Origin of the sequence: Pantoea sp. ICBG 985 (assembly GCF_002928365.1) — a bacterium.
GTDB classification, from domain to species: domain Bacteria; phylum Pseudomonadota; class Gammaproteobacteria; order Enterobacterales; family Enterobacteriaceae; genus Pantoea; species Pantoea dispersa.
Genome location: NZ_POWM01000002.1, coordinates 194556 through 220250, shown reverse-complemented (window position 1 = coordinate 220250; position 25695 = coordinate 194556). Strand labels below are relative to the sequence as shown.

Annotated in this window: 23 protein-coding genes; 10 read left to right on the top strand and 13 right to left on the bottom strand. The window is 57.9% G+C overall.

Features of this window, described 5'->3' with window-relative positions:
- Window positions 1-52: 52 nt before the first annotated feature.
- Entirely contained in the window at window positions 53-616 is a 564-nt protein-coding gene (gene ahpC / locus C1Y42_RS07070; protein ID WP_010617942.1) for an alkyl hydroperoxide reductase subunit C, read from the bottom strand.
- 290 nt (window positions 617-906) lie between these two features.
- Between ahpC and C1Y42_RS07065 the strand changes: the two genes are divergently transcribed.
- Window positions 907-1350, top strand: a complete 444-nt coding sequence (locus tag C1Y42_RS07065) for a GNAT family N-acetyltransferase (protein ID WP_058757267.1) — start codon at window positions 907-909, stop codon at window positions 1348-1350.
- Between the two features lie 3 nt (window positions 1351-1353).
- Here the strand turns inward: C1Y42_RS07065 and apbC are convergent, their stop codons facing one another.
- Window positions 1354-2466, bottom strand: coding sequence for an iron-sulfur cluster carrier protein ApbC (gene apbC, locus C1Y42_RS07060; protein WP_021509292.1), 1113 nt, complete (start codon window positions 2464-2466; stop codon window positions 1354-1356).
- 162 nt (window positions 2467-2628) lie between these two features.
- On the opposite strand from apbC, the gene metG reads away from it, so the two are divergent.
- Complete coding sequence (metG, locus tag C1Y42_RS07055; RefSeq protein WP_104093094.1) at window positions 2629-4662, top strand: methionine--tRNA ligase; 2034 nt, start codon at window positions 2629-2631, stop codon at window positions 4660-4662.
- A gap of 649 nt (window positions 4663-5311) precedes the next feature.
- On the opposite strand, the gene C1Y42_RS07045 is transcribed toward metG, so the two are convergent.
- On the bottom strand, window positions 5312-5659 hold the full coding sequence (locus C1Y42_RS07045; RefSeq protein WP_104093093.1) for an endonuclease domain-containing protein: 348 nt from the start codon (window positions 5657-5659) through the stop codon (window positions 5312-5314).
- 151 nt (window positions 5660-5810) lie between these two features.
- Here C1Y42_RS07045 and C1Y42_RS07040 point away from each other — a divergent pair, with 151 nt between their 5' ends.
- The 5 genes from C1Y42_RS07040 to sanA all read left to right on the top strand — a co-directional run bounded on the left by C1Y42_RS07040 (window position 5811) and on the right by sanA (window position 10615).
- Window positions 5811-6194: a CidA/LrgA family protein gene (locus C1Y42_RS07040; protein WP_021509289.1), complete on the top strand. Its 384-nt coding sequence runs from the start codon at window positions 5811-5813 to the stop codon at window positions 6192-6194.
- Window positions 6187-6879 (top strand): CidB/LrgB family autolysis modulator, encoded by a 693-nt coding sequence (locus tag C1Y42_RS07035; protein WP_104093092.1) that lies wholly within the window; start codon window positions 6187-6189, stop codon window positions 6877-6879. The genes C1Y42_RS07040 and C1Y42_RS07035 overlap by 8 nt, the downstream gene beginning before the upstream one ends.
- Window positions 6880-7003: 124 nt before the next feature.
- A complete protein-coding gene (cdd, locus tag C1Y42_RS07030) occupies window positions 7004-7900 on the top strand; it encodes a cytidine deaminase (protein WP_058769940.1) in 897 nt (298 codons plus the stop codon).
- 158 nt (window positions 7901-8058) lie between these two features.
- The gene (locus tag C1Y42_RS07025; RefSeq protein WP_021509286.1) at window positions 8059-9756 is read left to right on the top strand and encodes an NAD-dependent malic enzyme; all 1698 of its coding nucleotides are present in this window, start codon (window positions 8059-8061) and stop codon (window positions 9754-9756) included.
- A 139-nt stretch (window positions 9757-9895) separates the two neighbouring features.
- A complete protein-coding gene (gene sanA, locus C1Y42_RS07020) occupies window positions 9896-10615 on the top strand; it encodes an outer membrane permeability protein SanA (RefSeq protein WP_104093252.1) in 720 nt (239 codons plus the stop codon).
- A gap of 191 nt (window positions 10616-10806) precedes the next feature.
- Here the strand turns inward: sanA and mglC are convergent, their stop codons facing one another.
- The 7 genes from mglC to C1Y42_RS06985 form a co-directional block, all read right to left on the bottom strand.
- Entirely contained in the window at window positions 10807-11817 is a 1011-nt protein-coding gene (mglC, locus tag C1Y42_RS07015; protein ID WP_021509284.1) for a galactose/methyl galactoside ABC transporter permease MglC, read from the bottom strand.
- Window positions 11818-11835: 18 nt separating this feature from the next.
- The gene (gene mglA / locus C1Y42_RS07010) at window positions 11836-13356 is read right to left on the bottom strand and encodes a galactose/methyl galactoside ABC transporter ATP-binding protein MglA (protein ID WP_021509283.1); all 1521 of its coding nucleotides are present in this window, start codon (window positions 13354-13356) and stop codon (window positions 11836-11838) included.
- Between the two features lie 71 nt (window positions 13357-13427).
- Complete coding sequence (mglB, locus tag C1Y42_RS07005) at window positions 13428-14423, bottom strand: galactose/glucose ABC transporter substrate-binding protein MglB (protein WP_059009180.1); 996 nt, start codon at window positions 14421-14423, stop codon at window positions 13428-13430.
- Between the two features lie 308 nt (window positions 14424-14731).
- Window positions 14732-15772, bottom strand: a complete 1041-nt coding sequence (gene galS / locus C1Y42_RS07000) for an HTH-type transcriptional regulator GalS (protein WP_058757261.1) — start codon at window positions 15770-15772, stop codon at window positions 14732-14734.
- Window positions 15773-15913: 141 nt separating this feature from the next.
- Window positions 15914-17074: a DUF418 domain-containing protein YeiB gene (gene yeiB, locus C1Y42_RS06995; protein WP_104093091.1), complete on the bottom strand. Its 1161-nt coding sequence runs from the start codon at window positions 17072-17074 to the stop codon at window positions 15914-15916.
- 54 nt (window positions 17075-17128) lie between these two features.
- A complete protein-coding gene (gene folE, locus C1Y42_RS06990; protein ID WP_021509279.1) occupies window positions 17129-17794 on the bottom strand; it encodes a GTP cyclohydrolase I FolE in 666 nt (221 codons plus the stop codon).
- 124 nt (window positions 17795-17918) lie between these two features.
- A complete protein-coding gene (locus C1Y42_RS06985) occupies window positions 17919-19049 on the bottom strand; it encodes a YbfB/YjiJ family MFS transporter (protein ID WP_104093090.1) in 1131 nt (376 codons plus the stop codon).
- Between the two features lie 103 nt (window positions 19050-19152).
- On the opposite strand from C1Y42_RS06985, the gene C1Y42_RS06980 reads away from it, so the two are divergent.
- The 3 genes from C1Y42_RS06980 to fghA are packed head-to-tail and all read left to right on the top strand — an operon-like array spanning window position 19153 to window position 22089.
- The gene (locus C1Y42_RS06980) at window positions 19153-20064 is read left to right on the top strand and encodes a LysR family transcriptional regulator (protein WP_058757258.1); all 912 of its coding nucleotides are present in this window, start codon (window positions 19153-19155) and stop codon (window positions 20062-20064) included.
- 45 nt (window positions 20065-20109) lie between these two features.
- Window positions 20110-21234, top strand: a complete 1125-nt coding sequence (locus C1Y42_RS06975; RefSeq protein WP_021509276.1) for an S-(hydroxymethyl)glutathione dehydrogenase/class III alcohol dehydrogenase — start codon at window positions 20110-20112, stop codon at window positions 21232-21234.
- A 12-nt stretch (window positions 21235-21246) separates the two neighbouring features.
- Window positions 21247-22089, top strand: a complete 843-nt coding sequence (gene fghA, locus C1Y42_RS06970) for an S-formylglutathione hydrolase (protein WP_021509275.1) — start codon at window positions 21247-21249, stop codon at window positions 22087-22089.
- 47 nt (window positions 22090-22136) lie between these two features.
- Here fghA and C1Y42_RS06965 read toward each other — a convergent pair whose 3' ends face one another.
- The 3 genes from C1Y42_RS06965 to C1Y42_RS06955 all read right to left on the bottom strand — a co-directional run bounded on the left by C1Y42_RS06965 (window position 22137) and on the right by C1Y42_RS06955 (window position 25632).
- Complete coding sequence (locus C1Y42_RS06965) at window positions 22137-22925, bottom strand: ABC transporter ATP-binding protein (protein WP_021509274.1); 789 nt, start codon at window positions 22923-22925, stop codon at window positions 22137-22139.
- The gene (locus C1Y42_RS06960; protein WP_058757255.1) at window positions 22925-24004 is read right to left on the bottom strand and encodes an iron ABC transporter permease; all 1080 of its coding nucleotides are present in this window, start codon (window positions 24002-24004) and stop codon (window positions 22925-22927) included. The genes C1Y42_RS06965 and C1Y42_RS06960 overlap by 1 nt, the downstream gene beginning before the upstream one ends.
- A 161-nt stretch (window positions 24005-24165) precedes the next feature.
- Window positions 24166-25632: an amino acid permease gene (locus C1Y42_RS06955; RefSeq protein WP_021509272.1), complete on the bottom strand. Its 1467-nt coding sequence runs from the start codon at window positions 25630-25632 to the stop codon at window positions 24166-24168.
- Between the last annotated feature and the right edge of the window lie 63 nt (window positions 25633-25695).

Genomic DNA, 25695 nt, shown 5'->3' with positions numbered 1-25695 from the left:
AAATCGGGTGCCGCAGCACCCGATGGAAGAAAGATCAAAGGGCGTAGGTGACTTAGATTTTGCCAACCAGGTCCAGTGATGGAGCCAGCGTTGCGTCGCCTTCTTTCCATTTAGCCGGGCAAACTTCACCTGGGTGAGAAGCCACGTACTGAGCCGCTTTCACTTTACGCAGCAGGTCAGACGCGTCACGGCCGATGCCTTCTGCAGTGATTTCGATGGCCTGGATGATGCCTTCCGGGTCAACGATGAAGGTACCGCGGTCAGCCAGGCCTTCTGCTTCACGCATGATTTCGAAGTTACGGGTCAGAGCACCGGTCGGGTCGCCGATCATCGCGTACTGGATTTTCGCGATGGTGTCTGAAGAACCGTGCCAGGCTTTGTGGGTAAAGTGCGTGTCAGTTGAAACGGAGTAGATGTCTACGCCCAGTTTCTGGAACTCTTCGTAGTGGTCTGCCACGTCACCCAGTTCAGTCGGGCATACAAAGGTGAAGTCAGCCGGGTAGAAGAAGAAAACACTCCATTTACCTTCAACGTCTTTCTCGGTTACGTCGATGAATTCGCCGTTTTTGAATGCAGCGTTTTTGAACGGTTTGATTTTGGTATTGATGATAGACATGGGTGACCTCCGTTAAAAAGATGTGATGCAGGCTACATAATTTTCGGGCCAACTTCTAATATGCAGACGTTATCAATCAGATAATCAAAAGCTATCAAAGTGCCGACGCCAGATTTGATGCGGCTTGCCGCGGCATTCTACACAGAAAAGCCGCAGAGTTAACAGGCTTTATCTTTGCGCGCGGCAACTGCTATTTTTTTATAAACATTCAATCATCTTTGCTGCACAATTCAACTGCGTGCGCAACGCCGCTACAAAACGTGCCCGCTTACTCGTCATGGAGTCTGGAAGTGAAAATTCGTCTTTTTGAAGAAGCCGACCGCCCTTTTTTACGCACGCTGTATCTCGCGGCGCGCCGTCATAACTGGACATGGCTGGCCGGCGACGACTGGCAGCTGGAAGATTTCGACGCGATTATCCCCGGTGAAACGGTACTGGTAGCGGAGATCGACGGCCACCGTGCAGGCTTTGCCGGCGTGATGGATAACGATAATTTTTTGCACAGTTTGTATGTCGATCCGGCCTTTCAGGGCCAGGGCGTCGGCAGTGCGCTGCTGAACGCGGTGCAGCAGCGTTTTACCTCCACCGGCGCGCTGAAATGTCTGCTCCAGAACGAAGCGGCGCTGCAGTTTTATCAGCAGCACGGCTGGCAGCGCGAAGCGCTGGGAGAGAGCGAACAGGGTCAGTACGTGTTGATGCACCTGCCGCTGGCGTCACGCACCAGCGGCAGCTAAGGCTTAAACCGCGCGGAAGGCGATGTCGCCCGGAATCACCTCGCCCTGCCAGTAAAGCTGGGCGGCAACCCGGCCCGCAAGTTCACGATACAGCGCGGTGAATTCACTCTCCGGACGGCGAATCACGGTCGGTTCACCGTCGTCGAGATCTTCGCGCAGATTAATGTGCAGCGGCAGCTGAGCCAGCAGGCGGGTGTGATAATCCTCAGCCAGCTTCTGCGCACCGCCGGTACCAAAGATTGGCTCGTGATGGCCGCATTCGCTGCAGATGTGCATGCTCATGTTTTCCACCACACCCAGCACCGGCACGCTGACTTTTTCGAACATCACCATGCCCTTGCGCGCATCAATCAGCGCAATGTCCTGCGGCGTGGTCACCACCAGCGCGCCGGTCACCGGCACGTTCTGCGCCAGCGTCAGCTGAATGTCACCGGTGCCCGGCGGCATGTCCAGAATCAGGTAATCGAGATCCGGCCACAGCGTTTCGTTCAGCAGCTGCATCAGCGCCTTGCTGGCCATCGGTCCGCGCCACACCATGGCGTTATCGTCGGTCACCAGATAGCCGATTGAGTTGGTTGCCAGGCCGTGCGCCATGATCGGCGCCATGTGCGTGCCATCCGGCGAGGTGGGACGCTGCTTTTCGGTGCCGAGCATGTCCGGGATCGACGGACCGTAAATATCCGCATCAAGAATACCGACGCGCGCGCCTTCGGCCACCAGCGCCAGCGCCATATTCACGGCGGTGCTGGATTTGCCCACGCCACCTTTACCGGAGCTGACGGCGACGATGTTTTTCACGCCGTTGACGCCCGGCTGATTTTTCACGCGTTTCAGGGTGGCGATGTCATGACGCAGCCGCCAGTCGATGGCGCGCGTGTTGGTCAGGCGCAGCAGTTCTGCACTGGTCTGGGCTTTCAGCGCCTCAAACGCGCTGGCCCAGGCAAATGGCATCACCAGTTCAATGTGCAGCTTGTCGTCGAGCAGCGCCACGTGGCGTAGCGCTTTGAGGGTAGTCAGATTGTGTTGCAGCGTCGGATGCTCAAACTCGCTCAGCACGCCGATAACCACGGCGCGCAATGCTTCAGGTGAATGATGGTCCCGGGATTGTGCGGTCATCCCAACTCCTTATTTAGTCATGACGCCAGACGATGGCGGTGTGCCATCAATCATATCAGATAGGCGCTAAAAGTGACGTGGCCGAGCTGCTGTGTTTACGCCAGAGGGTGCTTCGGTTAACATCTAAGCCCGATTTTTTATTCACGGAATGCTACGCAAATTATGACTCAAGTCGCTAAAAAACTACTGGTAACGTGCGCCCTGCCGTACGCAAACGGCTCTATCCACTTAGGTCACATGCTTGAACACATTCAGGCTGACGTGTGGGTCCGTTACCAGCGAATGCGTGGCAATCAGGTGTTCTTCATCTGTGCGGACGACGCCCACGGCACGCCGATCATGCTGAAAGCCCAGCAGCTGGGTATCGCGCCGGAGCAGATGATTGCGGAAATGAAGCAGGAGCATGAGACCGATTTCGCAGGTTTCAACATCAGCTATGACAATTATCACTCCACGCACGGCGACGAAAACCGCCAGCTGTCTGAGCTGATTTACACGCGCCTGAAAGAGAACGGTTTCATTAAAAACCGCACCATTTCGCAGCTGTACGATCCGGAAAAAGGCATGTTCCTGCCTGACCGCTTCGTCAAAGGCACCTGTCCGAAATGTAAATCGCCCGATCAGTACGGCGATAACTGCGAAGTGTGCGGCGCGACCTACAGCCCGACCGAGCTGATTGAGCCGAAATCGGTGGTGTCAGGTGCGACGCCGGTGATGCGCGATTCTGAACACTTCTTCTTCGATCTGCCATCCTTCAGCGCGATGCTGCAGGCGTGGACGCGCTCCGGTGCGCTGCAGGAGCAGGTTGCAAACAAGATGCAGGAGTGGTTTGAAGCCGGTCTGCAACAGTGGGATATCTCCCGCGATGCGCCGTACTTCGGCTTCGAAATCCCTGGCGCGCCGGGCAAATATTTTTACGTCTGGCTGGATGCGCCAATCGGCTACATGGGATCGTTTAAGAACCTGTGCGACAAACGCGGCGACATCGATTTCGACGAGTTCTGGAAGAAAGATTCAAGCACCGAGCTGTATCACTTCATCGGCAAAGACATCGTCTATTTCCACAGCCTGTTCTGGCCAGCGATGCTGGAAGGCAGCAATTTCCGCAAGCCGACCAACCTGTTTGTGCATGGTTATGTCACGGTGAACGGCGCGAAGATGTCGAAATCGCGTGGCACCTTCATCAAAGCCAGCACCTGGCTGCAGCATCTTGATGCCGACAGCCTGCGCTACTACTACGCGGCCAAGCTCTCTTCGCGCATCGACGATATTGACCTTAATCTGGAAGATTTCGTCCAGCGCGTGAACGCTGACATCGTTAATAAAGTGGTGAACCTCGCCTCACGCAACGCCGGCTTTATCACCAAACGCTTTAACGGCCAGCTGGCAAGCGAACTGGCGGATCCGGCGCTGTATCAGACCTTTGTTGATGCGTCAGAGAAGATTGGTGAAGCCTGGGCCAGCCGCGAATACAACCGTGCGATCCGCGAGATCATGGCGCTGGCCGACCTGGCCAACCGCTACGTTGACGAGCAGGCACCGTGGGTGGTGGCGAAACAGGAAGGCCGCGATGCCGACCTGCAGGCGATTTGCTCTATGGGTATCAACCTGTTCCGCGTGCTGATGACCTGGCTGAAGCCGGTGCTGCCGTCGCTGAGCGAGCGCACAGAAGCCTTCCTGCAAAGCGAACTGAACTGGGATGGCATTGCGCAGCCGCTGCTCAACCACAGCGTAGCGCCGTTTAAAGCGCTGTATGGTCGTATTGAGATGGCAAAAGTGGAGGCGCTGATTGCGGCTTCGAAAGAGGACGCAGCGGCGGCGAACCAGCCAGCGGCAAGCGGTCCACTGGCCGATGCACCGATTGGCGAGACCATCACCATTGATGACTTCGCCAAAGTCGACATGCGCGTGGCGCTGATCGAGCAGGCTGAGCTGGTAGAAGGCTCCGATAAGCTACTGCGTCTGCAGCTGGATCTGGGTGGCGAGAAGCGCCAGATTTTCTCCGGCATTCGCGCCGCTTATCCGGATCCGTCGGTGCTGGTGGGCAAGATGACCATCATCGTCGCCAACCTGGCGCCGCGCAAAATGCGTTTCGGCGTGTCCGAAGGCATGGTGCTGTCTGCCGGCCCTGGCGGCAAAGACCTGTTTGTGCTGTCAGTGGATAGCGGTGCCCAGCCGGGTATGCCGGTGAAGTAAAGGTCAGTGCGCGCTGGCCCTCACCCTAACCCTCTCCCGCTTACGGGAGAGGGAACCGTTAAGTGCGGGGTTTGGGTTCAGAGCCAGGCCTTTACATAGCAAAACACCGCACAAGTCTACCTCCTCTCCCGCTTACGGGAGAGGGAACCGCTGAGTGCGGGGTCTGGGTTCAGAGCCAGGCCTGCACCTCGTTCGCTTGACTCATTCTCCCGCATTGAAAGGGCCGAACAGCGCACGTTGTTACCCATGTATCAAACCTGCACATAGCAAAACACCGCACAAGACTCCCCCTCTCCCGCCTGCGGGAGAGGGCTGGGGTGAGGGGAAAACCGCACCGCGCTTATCGCGCTAACATCAGACAGCGATAAATCTCCGCCATCACTGCCTCAAATTCATTAAACACCTGATGATTCCAGAAGCGCAGCTTTGTGCTGTCAGTGGATAGCGGTGCCCAGCCGGGTATGCCGGTGAAGTAAGGGTTGGTGCGCGCTGGCCCTCACCCTAACCCTCTCCCGCCTGCGGGAGAGGGAACCGCTGAGTGCGGGGGTTGGGTTCAGAGCCAGACCTGCACATAGCAAAACCCCGCACAAGGCTACCCCCTCTCCCGCCTGCGGGAGAGGGCTGGGGTGAGGGGAAAACCGCACCGCGCTCATCGCGCCAGCATCAGACAGCGATAGATCTCCGTCATCACCGCCTCGAACTCATTAAACACCTGATGATTCCAGAAGCGAATAACGCGCCAGCCGCAGCACCGTAAATACGCCGTGCGCCGGGCATCGTAAGCCTGCTCTTCAGGCATATTGTGCTGTCCGCCATCTATTTCCACGATCAGCGATTGCTCAACGCAGGCAAAATCAACGATGTACCCTCCTACTGGATGCTGGCGGCGAAACTTCGCGCCACACACATTTCGGTTGCGTAAATAGCGCCATAGTTTTTGCTCCGCTTGCGGCATCGCCTTTCGCAGCGCGCGCTGCGGTTGCACGGTGTGGTTCATCGCTGCTCCTTCGCTCTGGCAACCAGCTTACGCCGCTTTACTCAGCTTCAAAGCAGAGGTGTTGAAATCCTGAATCTGCATTCCAGTGTGATCGCTAGCACGCTAAGCGCTTAATGCGTATGATGAAGCGCCACGAAAACAGGAGCCTGACATGCCCACCGTGCTATCTGCCTGCTGGCGCTATCTGCGCGCCTTTGCCATTGTCTATGCCGCGCTGTATGCCGGCAACGGCCTTGCCGCCCTGCTGCCATTTACCATTCCCGGCAGCATCCTTGGCATGCTGTTACTGTTTGCCCTGCTGGCGCTGCAGATTATCCCGGTAACGTGGGTGAAACCCGGCTGTCAGCTGTTGATCCGCTACATGGCGCTGCTGTTTGTGCCGATCAGCGTTGGCGTGATGGGCTACACCGATATCCTCAGCGCACAGTTTGGCCCGATTGTCGTCTCCTGCATGGTCAGCACCCTGCTGGTATTACTGATTGTCGGCCTGAGCGCCGAGCGCCTGCAGCGTCCGAAGGAGTCCGGCCATGAGTGACGCCTGGTGGTCACTGCCGCTTACCGTGGTGGCGTATCTGCTGGCACGCCGTCTGGCAGCCAGAATTAACCTCTCCATTGTCAATCCACTGCTGGTGGCCATGGCGATCATTATTCCACTGCTGCTGCTGACGCACCTGCCCTACGCGCGCTATTTCGCTGGCAGCGCGCTGCTTAATCAGCTGCTGCAGCCCGCCGTGGTGGCGCTGGCGCTGCCGCTGTATGAGCAGATGCACCAGATTCGCGCGCGCTGGAAAACCATTATCAGCGTCTGCTTTATCGGCAGCATTACCGCCATGGTGTCCGGCACGGCGATCGCGCTGTGGATGGGGGCGACTCCGGAAATCGCAGCCACCATCCTGCCGAAGTCGGTGACCACGCCCATCGCCATGGCAGTGTCGAGCTCGCTACACGGTATTCCCGCCATCAGCGCCATTTGTGTATTGATTGCTGGCGTGCTGGGCGCGGTGTTTGGTCACATGCTGCTGAATCTGTTTAAAGTGCGCAGCAAGTCCTCACGCGGGCTGGCGATTGGCAACGCGTCACATGCGCTCGGCACCGCGCGCGCCGCGGAGATTGACTATCAGGAAGGCGCCTTCAGCTCACTGGCGCTGGTAATCTGCGGCATCATCACCTCGTTACTGGCGCCTTTCATTTTTCCTTTGCTGATGCGCTTACTGGGGTAAAACTTGCGAGAGATCTCGCAAAGTTGAAACAAGCCAATCAGCTTGCATTGTCATAGCGACATGGATCACATATAAACCTTGAGGCGGCGCTTCGCCGCTGACGAGTTAATGAGGCCATAACATCATGCATGCACGATTCACTTCCGCTTTCTCTGCCCTGCCCGCTACGCTGCAGAGCGCGCTTCAGCCGCTGCTGGACGCCGCTGATTTTCACGGCGTGCTGCGACCGCAGGAGGTGACTCAGCTGCAACAGGCAACCGGTCTGGATGATGATGCGCTGGCACTCGCACTGCTGCCGATTGCCGCCTGTTGTGCCGTGGCACCGGTTTCGCACTTTAACGTGGGCGCTATTGCGCGCGGCATCAGTGGCCACTGGTACTTCGGTGCCAACATGGAGTTTTTACATGCGCCATTGCAGCAAACGGTCCACGCCGAGCAGAGCGCAGTCACGCATGCCTGGCTGCGGGGCGAAGCGCAGCTGGCGACTATTACCGTCAACTACACGCCGTGCGGACACTGCCGCCAGTTTATGAATGAACTCAATAGCGGTACGGCGATTCGCATCAGCCTGCCGGGCCGCGCGGTCAGCACGCTGGCCGACTATTTACCCGATGCCTTTGGCCCGGCCGATCTCAATATCAGTGAACGGCTGCTGACGCCGGTCGACCACGGTTTCCTGCCGCAGGGCGATGCGCTGCAGCAGGCCGCGATTGATGCCGCCAGCCGCAGCCATGCACCTTACAGCCAGAGTTATAGCGGCGTGGCGTTGCAGAGCCGCAGCGGCCAGATTTACCCCGGGCGCTATGCCGAAAATGCCGCTTTCAACCCGAGCCTGCCGCCATTACAGGCCGCGTTGATTCTGATGAATATGCACAACGAAGCGCTGGAGGAGATTCAGCAGGCAGTGCTGGCAGAAAGCGCCGACGCCACGCTGAGCCAGTTTGATGCCACGCGCACCACCCTCGCCGCGCTCGGCTGCAGCAATTTCTCAGTTACTTTAGTTTCGAAACCAACAGTTTAGTGATCCTTTTACCGCTTTTGTGACCTTCTATTAACAAAAGCTGTACATCTGCAGGAATTTTCATAGGATCGGGCGCCAGAACTTCACAATAAACGGGTCTGGCGTTACCTTCTTGCTGGCGACACGTCAGAAAACACTGCAACCGGAGCAAACACTGCATGGAACTCGAGTACGAAAGTAAACGTCCGCTGTATATTCCTTACGCGGGTCCGATCCTGCTGGAATTTCCGCTGTTGAACAAAGGCAGCGCCTTCTCGCTGGAAGAACGTAACGAATTTAACCTCAATGGCCTGCTGCCAGACGCCGTAGAAACCATCGAAGAGCAGGCCGAGCGCGCCTGGCGTCAGTTCCTGGACTTCAAAAACAATAACGACAAGCACGTCTACCTGCGCAACATCCAGGACACCAACGAAACGCTATTCTATCGCCTGCTGGACAACCACCTGGAAGAGATGATGCCGATCATCTACACCCCAACGGTTGGCGCGGCCTGCGAACACTTCTCAGAAATCTACCGTCGCGCGCGCGGGGTGTTTATCTCCTATAACAACCGCGACCGCATTGAAGACATGCTGCAAAACGCCACCAAGCAGAATGTCAAAGTTATCGTGGTCACCGACGGCGAGCGTATTCTCGGCCTCGGCGACCTGGGCATCGGCGGCATGGGCATTCCTATCGGTAAGCTGTCGCTGTACACCGCGTGCGGCGGCATCAGCCCGGCCTACACCCTGCCGGTGGTGCTGGATGTCGGCACCAATAATCAGCAACTGCTGAACGATCCGCTCTACATGGGCTGGCGCCATCCGCGCATCACCGGCGAAGAGTATGAAGCCTTCGTTGATGAATTCATTCAGGCGGTGAAGCGCCGCTGGCCAAACGTGCTGCTGCAGTTTGAAGATTTCGCGCAGAAAAACGCCATGCCGCTGCTGGAGCGTTACCGCGATGAGATCTGCTGCTTCAATGACGATATTCAGGGCACGGCCGCTGTCACGGTGGGCACGCTGATCGCCGCCAGCCGCGCCGCAGGCAGCCGTCTGTGCGAGCAGAAAGTGGTGTTCCTCGGTGCCGGTTCCGCCGGCTGCGGTATCGCCGAGCAGATCGTCGCACAGATGAAATCCGAAGGCCTGAGCGATGATGAAGCGCGCGCGCGCGTGATGATGGTAGACCGTTTCGGCCTGCTCACAGACAAATTGCCTAACCTGCTCGATTTCCAGAGCAAGCTGGTGCAGAAGAGCGACAATCTGAAAGACTGGGACGTTACCAGCGATTCGATTTCACTGCTCGACGTGGTGCGCAATGCCCGGCCGGATATCCTGATCGGCGTATCCGGCCAGCCGGGACTGTTCACCGAAGAGATCATTCGCGAGATGCACAAGCACTGCAAACGCCCGATCGTGATGCCGCTCTCGAACCCGACCTCACGCGTGGAAGCAACGCCAGCAGATATCATCGCCTGGACCGACGGTGACGCGCTGGTCGCCACCGGCAGCCCGTTTGCACCGGTCACCTGGAAAGGCAAAACCTACCCGATTGCCCAGTGCAACAACTCCTATATCTTCCCGGGTATCGGTCTCGGCGTGATCGCTGCCGGGGCTACCCGCGTAACGGATTCGATGCTGATGACCGCCAGCCGCGCGCTGGCTGACTGCTCACCGCTGGTTAACGACGGTGAAGGTCCGGTGCTGCCAGAGATTAAGGACATCCAGGGCGTCTCCAAAGTGATCGCCATGGAAGTGGGCAAAGCGGCGCAGCTGGCGGGCGTGGCGGTGGTCACCTCCGAGGACGTGCTGTCGAAAGCCATCAACAACAACTTCTGGCTGCCGCAGTATCGTCACTACCGCCGTACCTCGATTTAATTGCAGACCGAAGCTGCCGCACGCTTCAGGTGCGGCAGCGCTTAAAAAAACGCCAGCCGACCGGCGCGAACTTGCTTAGCCGTGCCGCCTCAAGTAGCCTTGACCCATCTGAATTTTCGTCAACCGAGTGCCCGTGCGCATACTTAAACGCGTTTTCTTTGGTCTGTTTATCATCATCTTACTGGTGATGGCGACCGCGCTCGGCCTCGATCGCTGGATTAGCTGGCGAACCGCGCCGTTTATTTATGAAGATGTCGCTTCGCTGCCGCATCGCCAGGTCGGCGTGGTGTTGGGCACCGCCAAGTATTACCGCACCGGCGTCATCAATCAGTATTACCTGTATCGCATTCAGGGCGCGCTCAACGCTTACAACAGCGGCAAGGTGAATTATCTGCTGCTGAGCGGCGATAATGCGCTGCAGAGCTACAACGAGCCGATGACCATGCGACGTGATTTAATCAAAGCCGGCGTCGATCCCTCGGACATCGTGCTGGATTATGCCGGTTTCCGTACGCTGGACTCGATTGTGCGCACGCGCAAAGTCTTCGACACCAACGACTTCATCATCATTACCCAGCGCTTCCACTGTGAACGCGCACTGTATATCGCCCAGCACCTTGGTATTCAGGCGCAGTGCTACGCCGTGCCGTCGCCCAAGAATATGCTGTCGGTGCGGTTCCGCGAGGTGGGTGCGCGTCTCGGTGCGCTGGCGGATCTCTATCTGATGAAGCGCGAGCCGCGTTTCCTTGGCCCGCTGGTGCCGATTCCGGCGGTGCATGAAGTGCCGGAAGATGCGCAGAGCTACCCGGCGGTCACACCGGAACAGTTGCTCGAGCTGGAAGAGAAGCTGCGGAAATAATCGGCGAGAGGCCAGCAGCCGGATCTGACGTTGGTGAGTTAAGCAGGATCGCGGCGATGCTGCCGGTGCGCATCAATGCGCACCCTACAAAATACCGGCCATCCCCTGCAGTTCTCACCGCTATCCTTATTGTGCAATAAAAACAAAAAGGGCCGCGTTGCCGCAGCCCTGATGGGTGGCCTTGTTCTCTGCTATTTCTTGCGCGCGTATTTCAGTGAATCAAGCGCCACGGCGAAGATGATGATGCCGCCCTTGATGATGTACTGCCAGTACGGGTTCACGCCGATGTAAGTCAGACCGTAGTTGATGACGGTGAAGATGATCACACCGGTCACCACACCCGCGACGGTACCTACCCCGCCAGCGAACGACACGCCGCCCACCACGCAGGCCGCAATCGCATCCAGCTCATACATAAAGCCGAGGTTGTTAGTGGCGCTGCCGATACGGCCCGCTTCCAGCATCCCGCCGAAGGCATAGAACACGCCGGACAGCGCATACACCAGGATCAGGTTAAGCGGAACGTTAACGCCAGAGACTTTCGCCGCTTCCGGGTTACCGCCGATAGCAAAGATGTTTTTGCCGAAGCGGGTTTTGTTCCACAGGATCCAGACGAACACGATGGCGATAATCGCATAGAAGGTGATGAACGACAGCTTGAAGTCGCCGAAGCGCAGGAAGCCCTGGGCAAACTTCGAGAAGCCAGCGTCAAAACCGGCAATCGGTGAAGCGCCCACGAAGTCGTAGTACAGCGAGTTGATGCCGTAAACGATGATCATGGTGCCCAGCGTGGTGATAAACGGCGTCACCTTCAGGTAAGCGATGATCACGCCGTTAACCAGACCAATCACGCCACCGATGATGCACACGGTCAAAATCACCAGCGGAATCGGCACGGTTTCCAGATGCGGGAACACCTTATTGGCGTTATCCATCGACTGCAGCAGCGTTGCTGCCACCACCGCCGCCAGACCCACCTGGCGACCCGCCGACAGGTCAGTGCCCTGGGTCACGATCAGACCGGCTACGCCGAGGGCGATAATAATACGGACCGATGACTGAGTCAGAATGTTACTCAGGTTCATCAGGCTTAAAAAGGTCGGATCCTGGAAAATAATAATCGCCAGCAGCACCAACAGGACAACATAAATGCCGCCCTCTTTTAACCAGGTTAGCGCATTCTTTTTAGTAGTCGCTTTCATGTTAAAGCCCTTGCTTCATTAAAGGTGTAATGACGCTAAACGCAGGATTTCATTCTGCGAGGTCGTTTTAGTATCGACAATGCCCGCTACCTGACCATTACTCATTACCAAAATACGGTCGGTAATGCCCAGCAGCTCTGGCATTTCAGAAGAGATAATAATGATGCCCTTTTCTTTTTTCGCCAGCTCCGAGATCAGCTGATAAATCTCGAATTTAGCGCCAACGTCAATACCGCGCGTCGGTTCATCAAGCATCAGTATTTCCGGCTGCGTCAATAACCAGCGACCAATAATGACTTTTTGCTGGTTACCGCCGGAGAGCGATCCAATTTGGGTATGATGGCCGGGCGTTTTCACCCGCATGGCATCAATGACCCACTGGGTATCGCTTTTCATGCGTTTATTATCCAGCAGACCCATACTGGATTTATATTTCTTGATATTAGAAATGAGCGAGTTAAAACCAATATCCAGGTAGGCATAAATCCCGGTGGAACGCCGCTCTTCCGTTACCAGCGCAAAACCATGGTTGATGGCTTCGTTGGCGCTGTGGTTATTAATCGCTTTACCGTGCAGTTTAATGGTGCCGCCCGACTTCTCACGGATACCAAATAAGGTTTCCACAATGTCAGTACGCTTGGCGCCCACCAGGCCGGCAATCCCGAGAATCTCGCCTTTGTGCAGGTCAAACGAGATATCACGAATTGATGGCTGGCGCAGCGAGGTCAGATTGCGCACCTCCAGAATCACTTCACCCGGCACGTTAGTTTTGTCCGGGAAGCGCTGGTTGAGTGAACGGCCGACCATCATGGCGATGATCTTGTCCATGTCCAGCCCTTCCAGCGGCTGAGTGGCAATCCACTGGCCGTCACGCAGAATGGTGATCTCATCGCACAGCTGGAAAATCTCTTCCATTTTATGCGAAATATAAACAATACCGCAGCCGCGATCTTTCAGCTTACGGATAATGGTGAACAGGTGGTTAACTTCTTTTTCGGTCAGCGATGACGTGGGTTCATCCATAATGACGATTTTCGCGTCATAGGAAAACGCCTTGGCGATTTCAATCATCTGCATTTGTGATACCGAAAGCGTCGCGACTTTATCGCGCGGATCGATATCAATATCTAATTCATCAAAGATCGCTTTGGTATCACGATACATTTTATCCTGATCGACAAACGGACCTTTGCGCGGATAGCGCCCCAGCCACATGTTGTCCATCACGTTGCGCTGCAGCACCAGATTTAATTCCTGATGCACCATTGAAACGCCATTTTCCAGCGCCTCTTTGGAGGATTTGTAATCTATTTCCTCACCCTGAAACAGGATGCTCCCCGTATCCTTTTTATAAATCCCAAACAGGCATTTTAATAAAGTGGATTTACCGGCGCCGTTTTCACCCATTAAGGCATGGACGGAGTGCGGCCGCACTTTTAAATTCACATTATCTAAGGCTTTCACCCCTGGAAATGATTTCGAGACATTCGTCATCTCCAGCAGATATTCTCGCTGTGTGGTCGGATTCTCACTGGCCATAATTTACCTGGCTAAAAAAAGCGTTGGTCAGATGCAATAAGGCGCGGCAGAAAAGCCGCGCCCGGGACGAATTACTTCACAAACTGCGACAGGTTTTCTTTATCAACCGGTACGTACGGTACACGCACTACTTTGCCATCCATCTTGAAGTTGGTACCTGCGGTTGGCTCTTTGCCATTGGCCAGGTTGTTAGCAATGTCCAGCGTGGCTTTCGCCTGGTTTTCCGCATCGTTCAGCACGGTACCGGCCATCGCACCGGATTTCACCAGCGCCAGCGCTTCTGGCAGGGCGTCAACACCAAATACCGGAATGCTGGTTTTGTTGTGCGCCTTCAGCGCTTCAACCGCACCCATCGCCATCGCATCGTTGTTCGCGATGATCACTTCAATTTTGTTGGCGTTCGGGCCAGACAGCCAGGCATCCACTTTGTCTTTCGCCTGCGCGGTATCCCACATTGCGGTATCCATCGCCAGCTGCTGGGTTTTGATGCCGTCTTTGTTCAGGGTTTCGATAACGTATTTGGTACGCGCTTCAGCGTCCGGATGGCCCGGTTCACCTTTCAGCAGCACGAACTGAATCTGACCGTCTTTGTTCAGATCCCAGGCTGGCGTGGCTTTCCAGTGTTTCTCGATCAGCTCACCCTGCTTGATGCCGGACTCTTTGGAGTCGGTACCGACATAGTAAGCTTTGTCGTAGCTGGCCAGCACTTTCGCGTTAGGCTCTTTGTTGAAGAACACCACCGGCACGTCGTTCGCGCGCGCTTTGTCGATCACCACTGCCGCAGCAGCCGGATCCACCAGGTTGATGGCCAGCGCTTTCACGCCTTTCGCCATCAGCACGTCAATCTGGTCGTTCTGTTTGGATTGGTCGTTCTGTGAGTCGTTCATCAGCAGCTGAATGCCGCCAACGGCTTTCGCCTCTTTTTCGATGTCTTTGCGCACCATCGACATGAAGTTGTCGTCATATTTATAAATTGTCACGCCAATGCGGGTATCGGCGGCGTGCGCAGTTGCACCAAACATCATGCTGGCAACCAGTGCTGTGAGCGTGAAAACCTTCTTATTCATGGTATCTCCGGTTTTTTTATGCAGGGTATTTCATCGCGCCGTATTGCCTGCGGGCAGACAGCGCAGTCGGTTGAAACGCTATTTTTTATGGGGCAGGCGCTGCTACCAAGCCGGACCACCATCGCTATCCTGACTTCCCTGTAGGTAAACGCTTCCTGAAGTGTGTTGTGAACCATTTCAATCGGCTACTGAAACCAGACCGGGGAAGGAAAGCCCGGCGTTACATAATGTTTCAGTCCGGTAAGACGCTGCCATCATAGTGAGCGCCATGTTAATTAACTGTGAATACAATCACAGATTGGAAACGGTTACACGGCGCTATCGCCTGAATTAGTGACCGACTCCACAATTTGCCGCTGCGCCACCGAATGGCGCCGCACCAGCGTAGGCATGAAGCAGTGCGCGGCGTGCGGATCGAGCGTGCCTGCTGCGCCCTGCAGGGCCAGCTCAGTCGCCAGTTTCGCCATAGAAACAATGGGATAGCGCACTGTGGTCAATTGCGGGTCGGTGTAACGGGAAATGGGAATGTCATCGAAGCCGATGACAGAGAAATGCTGCGGTACCTGAATACCATTATCTTTCAGCGCGGTGAGTGCACCGGCCGCCATGCCATCGTTATAGGAGAACACCGCAGTGAGGTGCAGATTACGCCCCAGCAGCTCCACCATCGCGGCTTCACCGCCCTGCATGTCCGGTTCGGCATGCGCAATCCAGCCCTCCGGCGGGCGGATGCCCTGCTCCGCCAGTGCCTGCAGCCAGCCGTCGCGGCGCTGAGCCACGTCCTCAATCGGATGGCTGGAGCTGAGGTAACCAATGCGCTGATGGCCCTGCTGTAACAGCATGCGCGTCGCTACCTGCGCCCCGGTAACATTGTCGAGGCAGACGCAGCGGTGCTCGTAACCGGGAATAGTACGATTAATCAGTACCATACCGGGAACCTGATCCATAAACTGCGCCAGTTCCGCGTCTGTAAGCGTTTTCGCGTGCACCACCAGCGCGTTGCAGCGCTGGCGGATCAGCACCTCAATGGCATGACGTTCTTTCTCTTCCTGATGCCACGAATTGCTGATGAGCACATGCTTGTGCATGCGCTGCGCCACGGTATCCACCGCTTTAACCAGCGCACCAAAGAAGGGATCGGAAACGTCCATGACCACCACGCCGATGGTATCGCTCACCTGGGTAGCCAGCGCCTGCGCGTTGGCATTCGGCCGGTAGCCGAGCGATTCAACCGCCTGCAGCACGGCTTCGCGGGTATCAGAGGTGACTGCACTGCTGTTATTGAGCACCCGCGACACGGTGGCAACGGAAACCCCGGCCTGACGGGCGACATCACGAATCGTTATCATGCAGTTGTTCCACAGAGGAGAAAATGCGCGACTGGCGCGTAACGGCGCTATTCTGTCAGGGCATCGGAAACAGCTGCGTGAATTACGTCACACGGATGAAAACGGTTACATACAATTATGCAACCTTTGTGATGAACATCATTATCTGCCGGCGGACGCGTTATCCGCTTTTCCGGCGGCGAGCTGCGTCAGCCGGCGCCAGAGCCACTCCATCGGTCCCTGCGGGAAGACGCGCAGCCACAGCACGGAGAACAGAATATTGACCAGCCAGATGGCTGGTACAAAAGCCAGTAGCTGCAGGCGGTCAAATTTGAGGAACAGATCGAAGCGGTAGAACAGCGTGGTGCAGATTAGCGTCTGCAGCAGATAATTGCTCAGCGCCATGCGGCCGACGCACTGAATGGCGTAACTGAACCGCGTGGCGGCGATGGCCGGCCAGTAACCGAGACAGAGCGCAGCGTAGCCAAGGCTGATAAACGGACTGGCGAGATCGCGTGGCACCTGCAGGAAAAAGCCGCTCCAGCGAAATTCCCACTGTAGCAGCCACTGTGCCAGCACGCCGGGTATGGCAATCAGCCAGCCGATGGTCAGTAACAGCGCCGCCGCGTGTCGGTAGTGTTGCAGACTAAACTGGCCGCTCAGCCAGCCGCTGCGCATCAGCGCGGCACCGATTAGCATCAGCCCGGCCAACTGCCAGCCATACTGCGAAGCCAGCGCCATCAGGCCGGATGACAGGTGTTCGAGGCGATTCTGCACCGCTTCCCAGCCACCGACCAGTTTCCAGTAGCTCTCATACTCCAGATCTGCCGCGCCCGGCAGCCATGAGCGCGTCGGCTGCGGACTGGAGATGACGCCAAACACCAGCAGCACGACACAGCCCACCAGATAGAGCAGCACGCCGGTATGTAATAGCGCCCGCTCCGATGGCACGTCACGCAGCATGCGCCAGACAATCAACCCAATCAGGCCATAATCCAGCAGGATGTCGCCTTCCCACAGGAACACCGCGTGGATGAACCCGATGAAGACCAGCAGCGTTAAGCGCGAGGAGATCCAGCGGCTGCCGCGCGGCACCTGCAGTGCCAGTCCGGCACCAAACAGCAGCGCAAACAGCGTCAGGAATTTTAGCTGCGCCAGGCCATCCATGATTGCCCAGGTCCAGGCATCAGAAACGGAGGCTTCACCCTGCCAGGCCGGATTGAGATAGGCCGCCGAGGGCAGACCAAAGCCGACGATATTCAGCAGCAATATGCCGAGAATGGCGCAACCACGAATGAAATCCAGCGCGAGATAGCGTTGCATCGAGTGCCCTGACGGTGAGAGGAACACGGGCGACAACGACGCCGCCCGCGCTGCTTAGCTGTGGCGTACTGCGCGCAGAAACTCCTGACGCGTGTTCTGGCTCGATTTGAACAATCCGCCGAGTGAAGTGGTGGTGGTCGCGCTGGTCGCATCTTTGACGCCGCGCGCTTTCACGCAGTAGTGCACCGCATCGATCGACACCGCCACGTTATTGGTGCCCAGCAGGGTTTGCAGCGCCACCAGCACCTGCTGGGTTAAACGCTCCTGCACCTGCGGACGCTGGGCGAAGAACTGTACGATACGGTTGATCTTCGACAGGCCAATTACCTTGTCTTTAGGGATATAGGCCACGGTGGCTTTGCCGTCGATGATCACGAAGTGGTGTTCACAGGTGCTGGTCAGGGTGATATCACGCACGGTGACCATTTCGTCCACCTTCATCTTGTTTTCGATGACGGTGATTTTCGGGAAGTTGGCGTAATCCAGACCTGAAAAGATTTCGTCGACGTACATCTTGGCGATGCGGTGCGGCGTCTCCATCAGGCTGTCGTCTTCCAGGTCCAGATTCAGCAGCTGCATAATCTGGGTCATGTGGCCGGCGATCTCGCGCTTGCGTGACGCGTCGTCCATGTCGCGCACCGGGGCGCGTAATGGCGTTTCCAGGCCACGCGCCAGCAGTGCTTCGTGAACCAGGGCGGCTTCCTGACTTAAGGTGCTCATCGTACTCTTCTCCGGCAGGTGATGCGCCCGCAGGTCTGCGCCTGCGGGGGAAATTCTGAGCGCGTATTGTGAAACACAACGCGCGCTTAATCCAGCAATCAATCCGATTGGAGATGAAAGCGTTTCAGGTGGGCGATCGCCGCATCACCAGCGCCCCCGCCAGCAGCAACCCGCCTCCGGCCACCCACAGCGCCGGATCGAGCCGGTGCCACAGCAGGCTGGAAATCCAGGACAGCAGCGGCCCACCGAGCTGTCCGATGGCATAACCGGTCGTGAGCAGGCCGGCGAGATAGCGCGCGTGGTGCGGCGCCAGCTCCCGGCTGTACTGCAGCGACAGCTGGACCACGCAGAGAAAGCCGCCGCCAATCAGCAGAGCCGCCAGCAACAAACCGTTGATGCCCGGCAGTACGATGGCGGCGATCACGCCCAGCGCCTGCGCCCACAGCACCAGCGCCAGCCGCCGATGGCTGCTACCCCAGTGGCGCGTCACGATCCCCAGCACGATGCCGATCACCGCCGCGCCGCCAAACACCGGCCAGACAAACTGCGCAAAAGCGCTATCAGGGAAGCGCGCCGCCGCCATTTGCGACAGGAAGGTGGCGGGCAGAATATAGCCAAAGCCGGCGAGGCTGTAGCTGAGGATCAGGCGCTTCAGGTCACGCGTCAGCAGCAGCGGCTCGGCGGCCTGTTGCGGGCGATGCAGCTGTCCGCTGCGCGGCAGGAAACGCGCAATCGCGGCAATCAGCAGCAGCGCCAGCACACCGTACGCCGCCCAGGCAAACGCCGCGCTCACGCCGCTGGCGTGCAGCATTACCGCCAGCATGCCGCTGATGAAGATGCCGGTGCCGGGACCGGCAAACACCGCTGCCGACAGGCCCGGCCGGCCGTGATGCAGCAGTTGCTCATTGCTCCATGCTGCCACCAGCACCATTGCCCAGCCGCTGGCGACGCCGATCAGGAAGCGCACCACCGCATGCAGCCACGGCCCGCTGATACAGGCGGACAGCAACGTCAGCGCGACGGCACCCCAGACGCCCAGCTGCAGCCGCCACTCCACGCGCCGCTGCGCGCGCATCGCGTCAAACGATCCGGCCAGATAACCGAGATAGTTCAGCGCCGCGACCAGGCTGGCGCTGGCGAGCGTGAGCTGACCGTCGTGAATCATCAGTGGCACCTGCGGGGTAAACGCAAATCGCCCAATCCCCATTGCAACCACTAAACTTAAAAACGCGCTAAGCGCAACTCGCCACGCCATTCTGACTCCGGATCGATTGGATTATCACTTGTCAGCAGCATGCATGACGTTTAGACTCACGAAAAGTGAATAATATTAACCAAGTTGTTTACGAGAAGAGAATATGGATTTAGTACAGCTCCGCATGTTCTGTTCCGTGGCCGAAACCGGCTCACTGGCGCGCGCCGCCGAAATGCTGCATCGCGTGCCGTCTAATCTCACCACGCGACTGCGACAGCTGGAAGAAGAAATCGGCGTCGATCTGTTTATTCGTGAGAAGCAGCGCATTCGTTTGTCGCCGATGGGCCACAATTTCCTCAATTATGCGCAGCGCATTCTGGCATTGAGCGACGAGGCGCTGAACATGGCGCGCGCCGGTGAACCCGGTGGTAACTTTGCCTTCGGTTCGATGGAGAGCACCGCCGCCACCCGCCTGCCGGGATTGCTGGCCGCCTATCATCAGCGCTTCCCCAACGTCGCGCTGTCGCTGGTGACCGGCACCTCAGGCGATATCATCGATAAAGTGCGCGCCGGCACGCTGGCGGCGGCGCTGGTGGACGGTCCGGCCAGTCATGACGATCTGAATGGCTGCATCGCCTTTCGTGAAGAGATGGTACTGATCACCAGCCTCGAACATGCGCCGATTCACAGCGCCCGCGATACGCAGGGCGATACGCTGTTTGCTTTTGGCAACAGCTGCTCGTACCGCACCCGGCTGGAGTCCTGGTATCGCGACAGCCAGAGCGCACCGCACAGCGTTATGGAGATTCAGTCTTATCACGCCATGGTCGCCTGCGTAGCCGGCGGCGGCGGCGTGGCGATGATTCCCGCCTCAGTGCTGGCGCAGATGCCGGCCCGCGCGCGCGTGCAGCAGCACAGCCTGCCGCCGACCTGGCGCGACACGGCCACCTGGCTGATGTGGCGCCGCGACGCCTTTACGCCCAACGTTGAGGCGCTGAAGTATCTGATTATTGAAATGTTTGATGACCGCCCGCTCAACGATGAACTGCTGCATCCGCTGCAGGCCGCTGAGTAAGCGTTATTTTTTATCCAATCACGACATCACAGGAAGAGGGATTGCATGAACATGATTAAAACCCGCGCGGCCGTGGCCTGGGCTGCTGGCGAACCGCTGAAGATTGAAGAAGTGGATCTGATGCCGCCACAGAAAGGGGAAGTGCTGGTGCGCATCGTGGCCACCGGCGTGTGCCATACCGATGCTTACACCCTGTCAGGTAAAGATCCGGAAGGCGTATTCCCGGCGATCCTCGGTCACGAAGGTGGCGGCGTGGTTGAAGCGGTGGGCGAAGGCGTTACCAGCGTGGCGGTCGGCGATCACGTGATCCCGCTGTACACGCCAGAGTGCGGCAAGTGTAAATTCTGTCTCTCCGGCAAAACCAACCTGTGTCAGGCAATCCGCACCACGCAGGGCAAAGGGCTGATGCCCGACGGCACCACCCGCTTCTTTAAAGACGGTAAGCCGATCTTCCATTACATGGGCACCTCGACCTTCTCTGAGTACACCGTTGTACCGGAAATCTCCCTGGCGAAAATCAGCAAAGAAGCGCCGCTGGAAGAAGTGTGCCTGCTCGGCTGTGGCGTGACCACCGGCATGGGCGCGGTGATGAATACCGCCAAAGTGAAAGAAGGCGACACCGTGGCGATTTTCGGCCTCGGCGGTATTGGCCTGTCGGCGATCATTGGGGCGAAAATGGCGAAGGCCGGTCGCATCATCGGTATTGATATCAATACCAGCAAGTTTGACCTGGCGCGCAAACTGGGCGCAACCGACCTGGTTAATCCGAAAGATTTTGCTAAGCCAATTCAGGAGGTTATCGTCGAGATGACCGACGGCGGCGTGGACTTCTCGTTTGAGTGTATCGGTAACGTCAACGTGATGCGTTCCGCGCTGGAGTGCTGCCATAAGGGCTGGGGCGAATCAGTGATTATCGGCGTTGCCGGTGCTGGCGAAGAGATTTCTACCCGGCCGTTCCAGCTGGTTACCGGTCGCGTATGGCGCGGGTCGGCGTTTGGCGGCGTGAAAGGACGTACTCAGCTGCCGGGCATCGTGCAGGATTACCTCGACGGTAAGTTTGCGCTGAATGATTTCATCACCCACACCATGCCGCTGGAAGAGATCAACGAGGCATTTGAGCTGATGCATGAAGGCAAATCGATCCGTTCCGTGGTGCATTTTAATAAATAAGCAGGAGGCGACATGGCATCCACTCTGGAGCTGCTGGAAGAACACCGTATTTTTGGCGGCTGGCAGCAGCGCTGGCGTCATCAGTCCGCCGTGCTCAACTGCCCGATGACGTTCAGCATTTTTCTGCCACCGCCGCGCGACGACGCGCCACCGCCGGTGGTGTGGTTTCTCGCCGGGCTGACCTGCAACGATGAGAACTTCACCACCAAAGCCGGTGCGCAGCGCGTGGCGGCCGAACTCGGTCTGGTGCTGATTATGCCGGACACCAGCCCGCGCGGCGATGCAGTGGCCAATGACAGCGGGTACGATCTGGGCCAGGGTGCCGGGTTTTATCTCAACGCCACGCAGCAACCGTGGGCGGCACATTATCGCATGTTCGATTATCTCAGCGAGGAGCTGCCGGCACTGGTGGCGGATAACTTCAAGCTGAGCGATCGCCAGTCGGTAATGGGGCATTCGATGGGCGGCCACGGCGCGCTGGTGCTGGCGCTGCGCCTCGGCGGGCGCTTTGCGTCGGCGTCCGCGTTTGCGCCAATCGTCAATCCGACCGAAGTGCCGTGGGGACAGAAAGCCTTTGCCGCCTATCTGGGCGACGATCGCCAGACGTGGCGCGAGTGGGATAGCTGCCTGCTGATGCAGAACGCTGAACATCGCCTGCCGGTGCTGATCGATCAGGGCGATAGCGATCAGTTCCTCGCCGATCAGCTACGCCCGGAGCGGCTGGAAGCAGTGGCGCGCGAGCAAAACTTCCCGCTGGAGCTGCGTATCCAGCCGGGGTATGACCACAGCTACTTCTTTATCGCCAGCTTTGTGGAGGACCATCTGCGGTTCCACGCGCAGCATTTACTGGCGTAGTGCACTTTTCTGCCCCTCTGATGCTGAGGGGCAGAACGTGTCTGGCGTCAGGCCAGCGATTCCGCCACCAGCCCATCAATCATTACCTGCGGCATGCCCTGTGAGCAGTGCTCAATGCGGCCGCGCACGCCATACACCTGCGCCAGCGTCTCCGGCGTAATCACCTGCGACGGCACACCGTCGGCCAGCAGTTGCCCCTGCTTCAGCATCAGCGCGTGATCGGCATGACGCAGCGCGATATTGATGTCATGCACCACCACCACCGTCACCATGTTGCGCAGCCGGGTTTCGCGCCGCACCAAATCCATCACGTGGAACTGATAATTCAAATCCAGCGCGCTGAGCGGTTCATCCAGCAGCAGCAGTTCCGGACGGCGAATCAGCGACTGCGCCAGCCCGACCAGCTGCTTCTGGCCACCGGACAGCTGATCGAGATAACGCATCGCCAGGTGGGCAATGCCCAGCTGCTCCAGCAGGTGCATGATTTCCGCTTCACTGGCGGCGCTGTGTAATCCACCGGAGGCACGCTGCGCCACGATGATCGACTCCAGCACGTGCAGATGCACACCGGCTGGCAGCGTCTGCGGCAGATAGACCACGCGCTGCGCGCGCCGGGCAAACGGCTGGCTCATCAGCTCTTCACCGTTGAGCCACAGCTCGCCCTGCCCTTTGCTCAGACCGGCCAGCGCGCGCAGCAGCGTCGATTTGCCGCAGCCGTTGGGCCCCAGCAGCACGGTGATTTTGCCGCGTGGCAGCTGCGTGACATTGAGATCGTCGATGACGTTCCGCTTCGGGTAACCGGCGTAAAAGTGGCTGACGCGTAAGCCCTGCTCCATCACACTGTCCCCCGATGCCGCAGAATAATGCTGAGAAAGAACGGCACGCCCACCAGCGAGGTGACGATGCCGACCGGAATGATGACGCCGGGGATGAGGTTTTTCGAGGCCACCGACGCCAGCGACAGCACCAGCGCGCCGGTCAGCGCACTGGCCGGCAGATAGTAGCGGTGATCTTCACCAAACATCATGCGCGCAATGTGCGGCGCGACCAGGCCGATAAAGCCGATCGGGCCGACGAATGCCACCGCCAGCGCTGAGAGAATGCTGATGCGCAACAGCGTCGCCAGCCGCAGACGCCGCACATCAATGCCGAAGCTCACCGCGCGATCTTCACCCAGGCGCAGCGCCGTGAGTTTCCAGCTGCTGAGCATCGAGAACGGCAGCAGGATGGCAAAGGCGGCGCTCAGCACGCCCAGTTTTTCCCATGAGGCACGCGCCAGACTGCCCATGGTCCAGAACACCAGGCCCTGCAGCGTATCTTCGCTGGCGATGAACTGCATCATCGAAACCAGGGCGTTAAAGGTGAACACCAGCGCGATGCCAAACAGCACCACGCCGGAGGTTGAGACTTTGGTCCAGCGCGTGATGCCATCCAGCATCAGCGCGGCAAACAAGGCGAAGACAAAGGCATTGGCGGAGATCAGCCACTGGTCCGGCACGCCGGGAATACCGATGCCGAGAATGATTGCCAGCGCGGCACCAAACGCCGCTGCCGACGAGACGCCGAGCGTAAACGGGCTGGCCAGCGGGTTATTGAGGATGGTCTGCATTTCAGCGCCGGCGAGGCCGAGTGAGAAGCCGACCACCACTGCCATCAGCGCATACGGCAGACGGATGTCCCAGACGATCACGCGCGTGCCGGCGTCCACCGCTGCGGGATGGAGCAGCGTTTGCCACAGCGTGTCGAGCGTCAGGCCGGCCGGGCCAAGGGTGAAATCGAGGATAACTGAAGCGAGGATCGCCAGCACCAGCACACCAATCAGCAGCAGTCGCTGACGCAGAACCTGACGATAACGGGTCAGGGTATCGGCTTCGGTGCCATGTTCCGCCACCAGCGCGGAGTCCGTACTACGCATTGTTCTACCTGTTTCCTGTCGCCTTATAACGGCTGCCACAATAGAGCAGGTGATAATAATTATCAATGCTGTCTCTGTAACAAAGCCCGAATGGTTTGCGCCAGGTTTGCATAGCGTAATAGATCGCAAAAAAAACGCGGCCGTGGCCGCGTTGTCAGGCATTACTGCTTAAAGGAGGGGAATTCCATCTCGCTGTATTTCACGAAGCGGGTGCCGCGCGTCAGCTTATAGCCCAGCCAGATCACCAGGAACAGCGGAATGCCGATATAAGTTGCGGCTACGCCGTACCAGTCGATGCGATCGGCGAGGAATGCCTGATAATTCTGCCCCAGCGTAATGATCAGACACAGCGCGAACGCAAACATCGGACCCAGCGGGAAGAAGCCGGAGCGGTAAGGCAGATCGGCCAGATTCAGCCCCTGCGCCACATAGCCGCGGCGGAAGCGATAATGGCTGATAGCAATGCCGAGCCAGGCGATAAAGCCGGTCATCCCTGACGTATTCAGCAGCCACAGGTACACTTCCTGATTGCCAAATTTCGAGGTCAGGAAGCACAGCGCTGCCACCACCGTGGTCGCCAGCAGGGCATTGCGCGGTACGCCGCCTTTCGACAGCTTCGCAAAAATGCGCGGTGCCTTGCCTTCCTGCGCCAGGTTAAACAGCATGCGCGTTGAGGCGTACATCCCGGAGTTACCCGCCGACAGCACCGCCGTCAGGATCACCGCGTTCATCACCGCCGCCGCGGACAGCAGACCGGCATTCTGGAACACCAGCGTGAACGGGCTGACGCTGATATCGGTGACATCGTTATGCAGCAGTTGCGGATCGGTATACGGCAGAATCAGGCTGATGATCAGGATCGCGAACACATAGAACAGCAGAATGCGCCAGAACACCTGGCGCACCGCGCGCGGGATATTCTTCGCCGGGTCTTCTGATTCACCGGCGGCAATCCCGATCAGTTCGGTGCCCTGGAAAGAGAAGCCGACAATCATCGCCACGCCAATCATCGCCGCAAACCCGCCGGCAAACGGCGCATCTCCCACCGTCCAGTTGTGCCAGCCAGCATTTTCTGCGCCGCGCAGGATGCCGGTAATCATCAGCACACCGACCACAATAAAAATGATAACGGTGGCGACTTTGATCAGTGAGAACCAGTATTCCGCCTCGCCGAAGCCTTTGACCGAAATATAGTTGAGCAGGAACATCAGACCGAGGAACAGCGCGCTCCAGATCCAGCCCGGCGTGTCCGGGAACCAGTAGTTCATCACCAGCTGTGAGGCGACGAGGTCAACAGCGATGGTCACCGCCCAGTTGTACCAGTAGTTCCAGCCCAGCGCGAAGCCAAAGCCCTCTTCGACATATTTGGCGCCGTAGGTGGCAAAGGAACCGGAGACCGGCATAAACGCCGCCAGTTCGCCGAGGCTGGTCATCAGGAAGTAGACCATCAGGCCGATCAGCGCGTAGGAGAGTAACGCACCGCCAGGACCCGCCTGAGAGATAGTGGCACCCGAGGCGACAAACAGGCCGGTGCCGATAGAACCGCCAATGGCGATCATGGTGAGATGGCGCGCTTTTAATTCACGGCGCAGCCCAGGTTGTTGTGTTGTTTTTGAGTCATTATGCATGTGTAAACGCTATGCTGGATAAAAATAAGGCGCGATTGTAGCAGCAAAGCCTGCACTGTATAG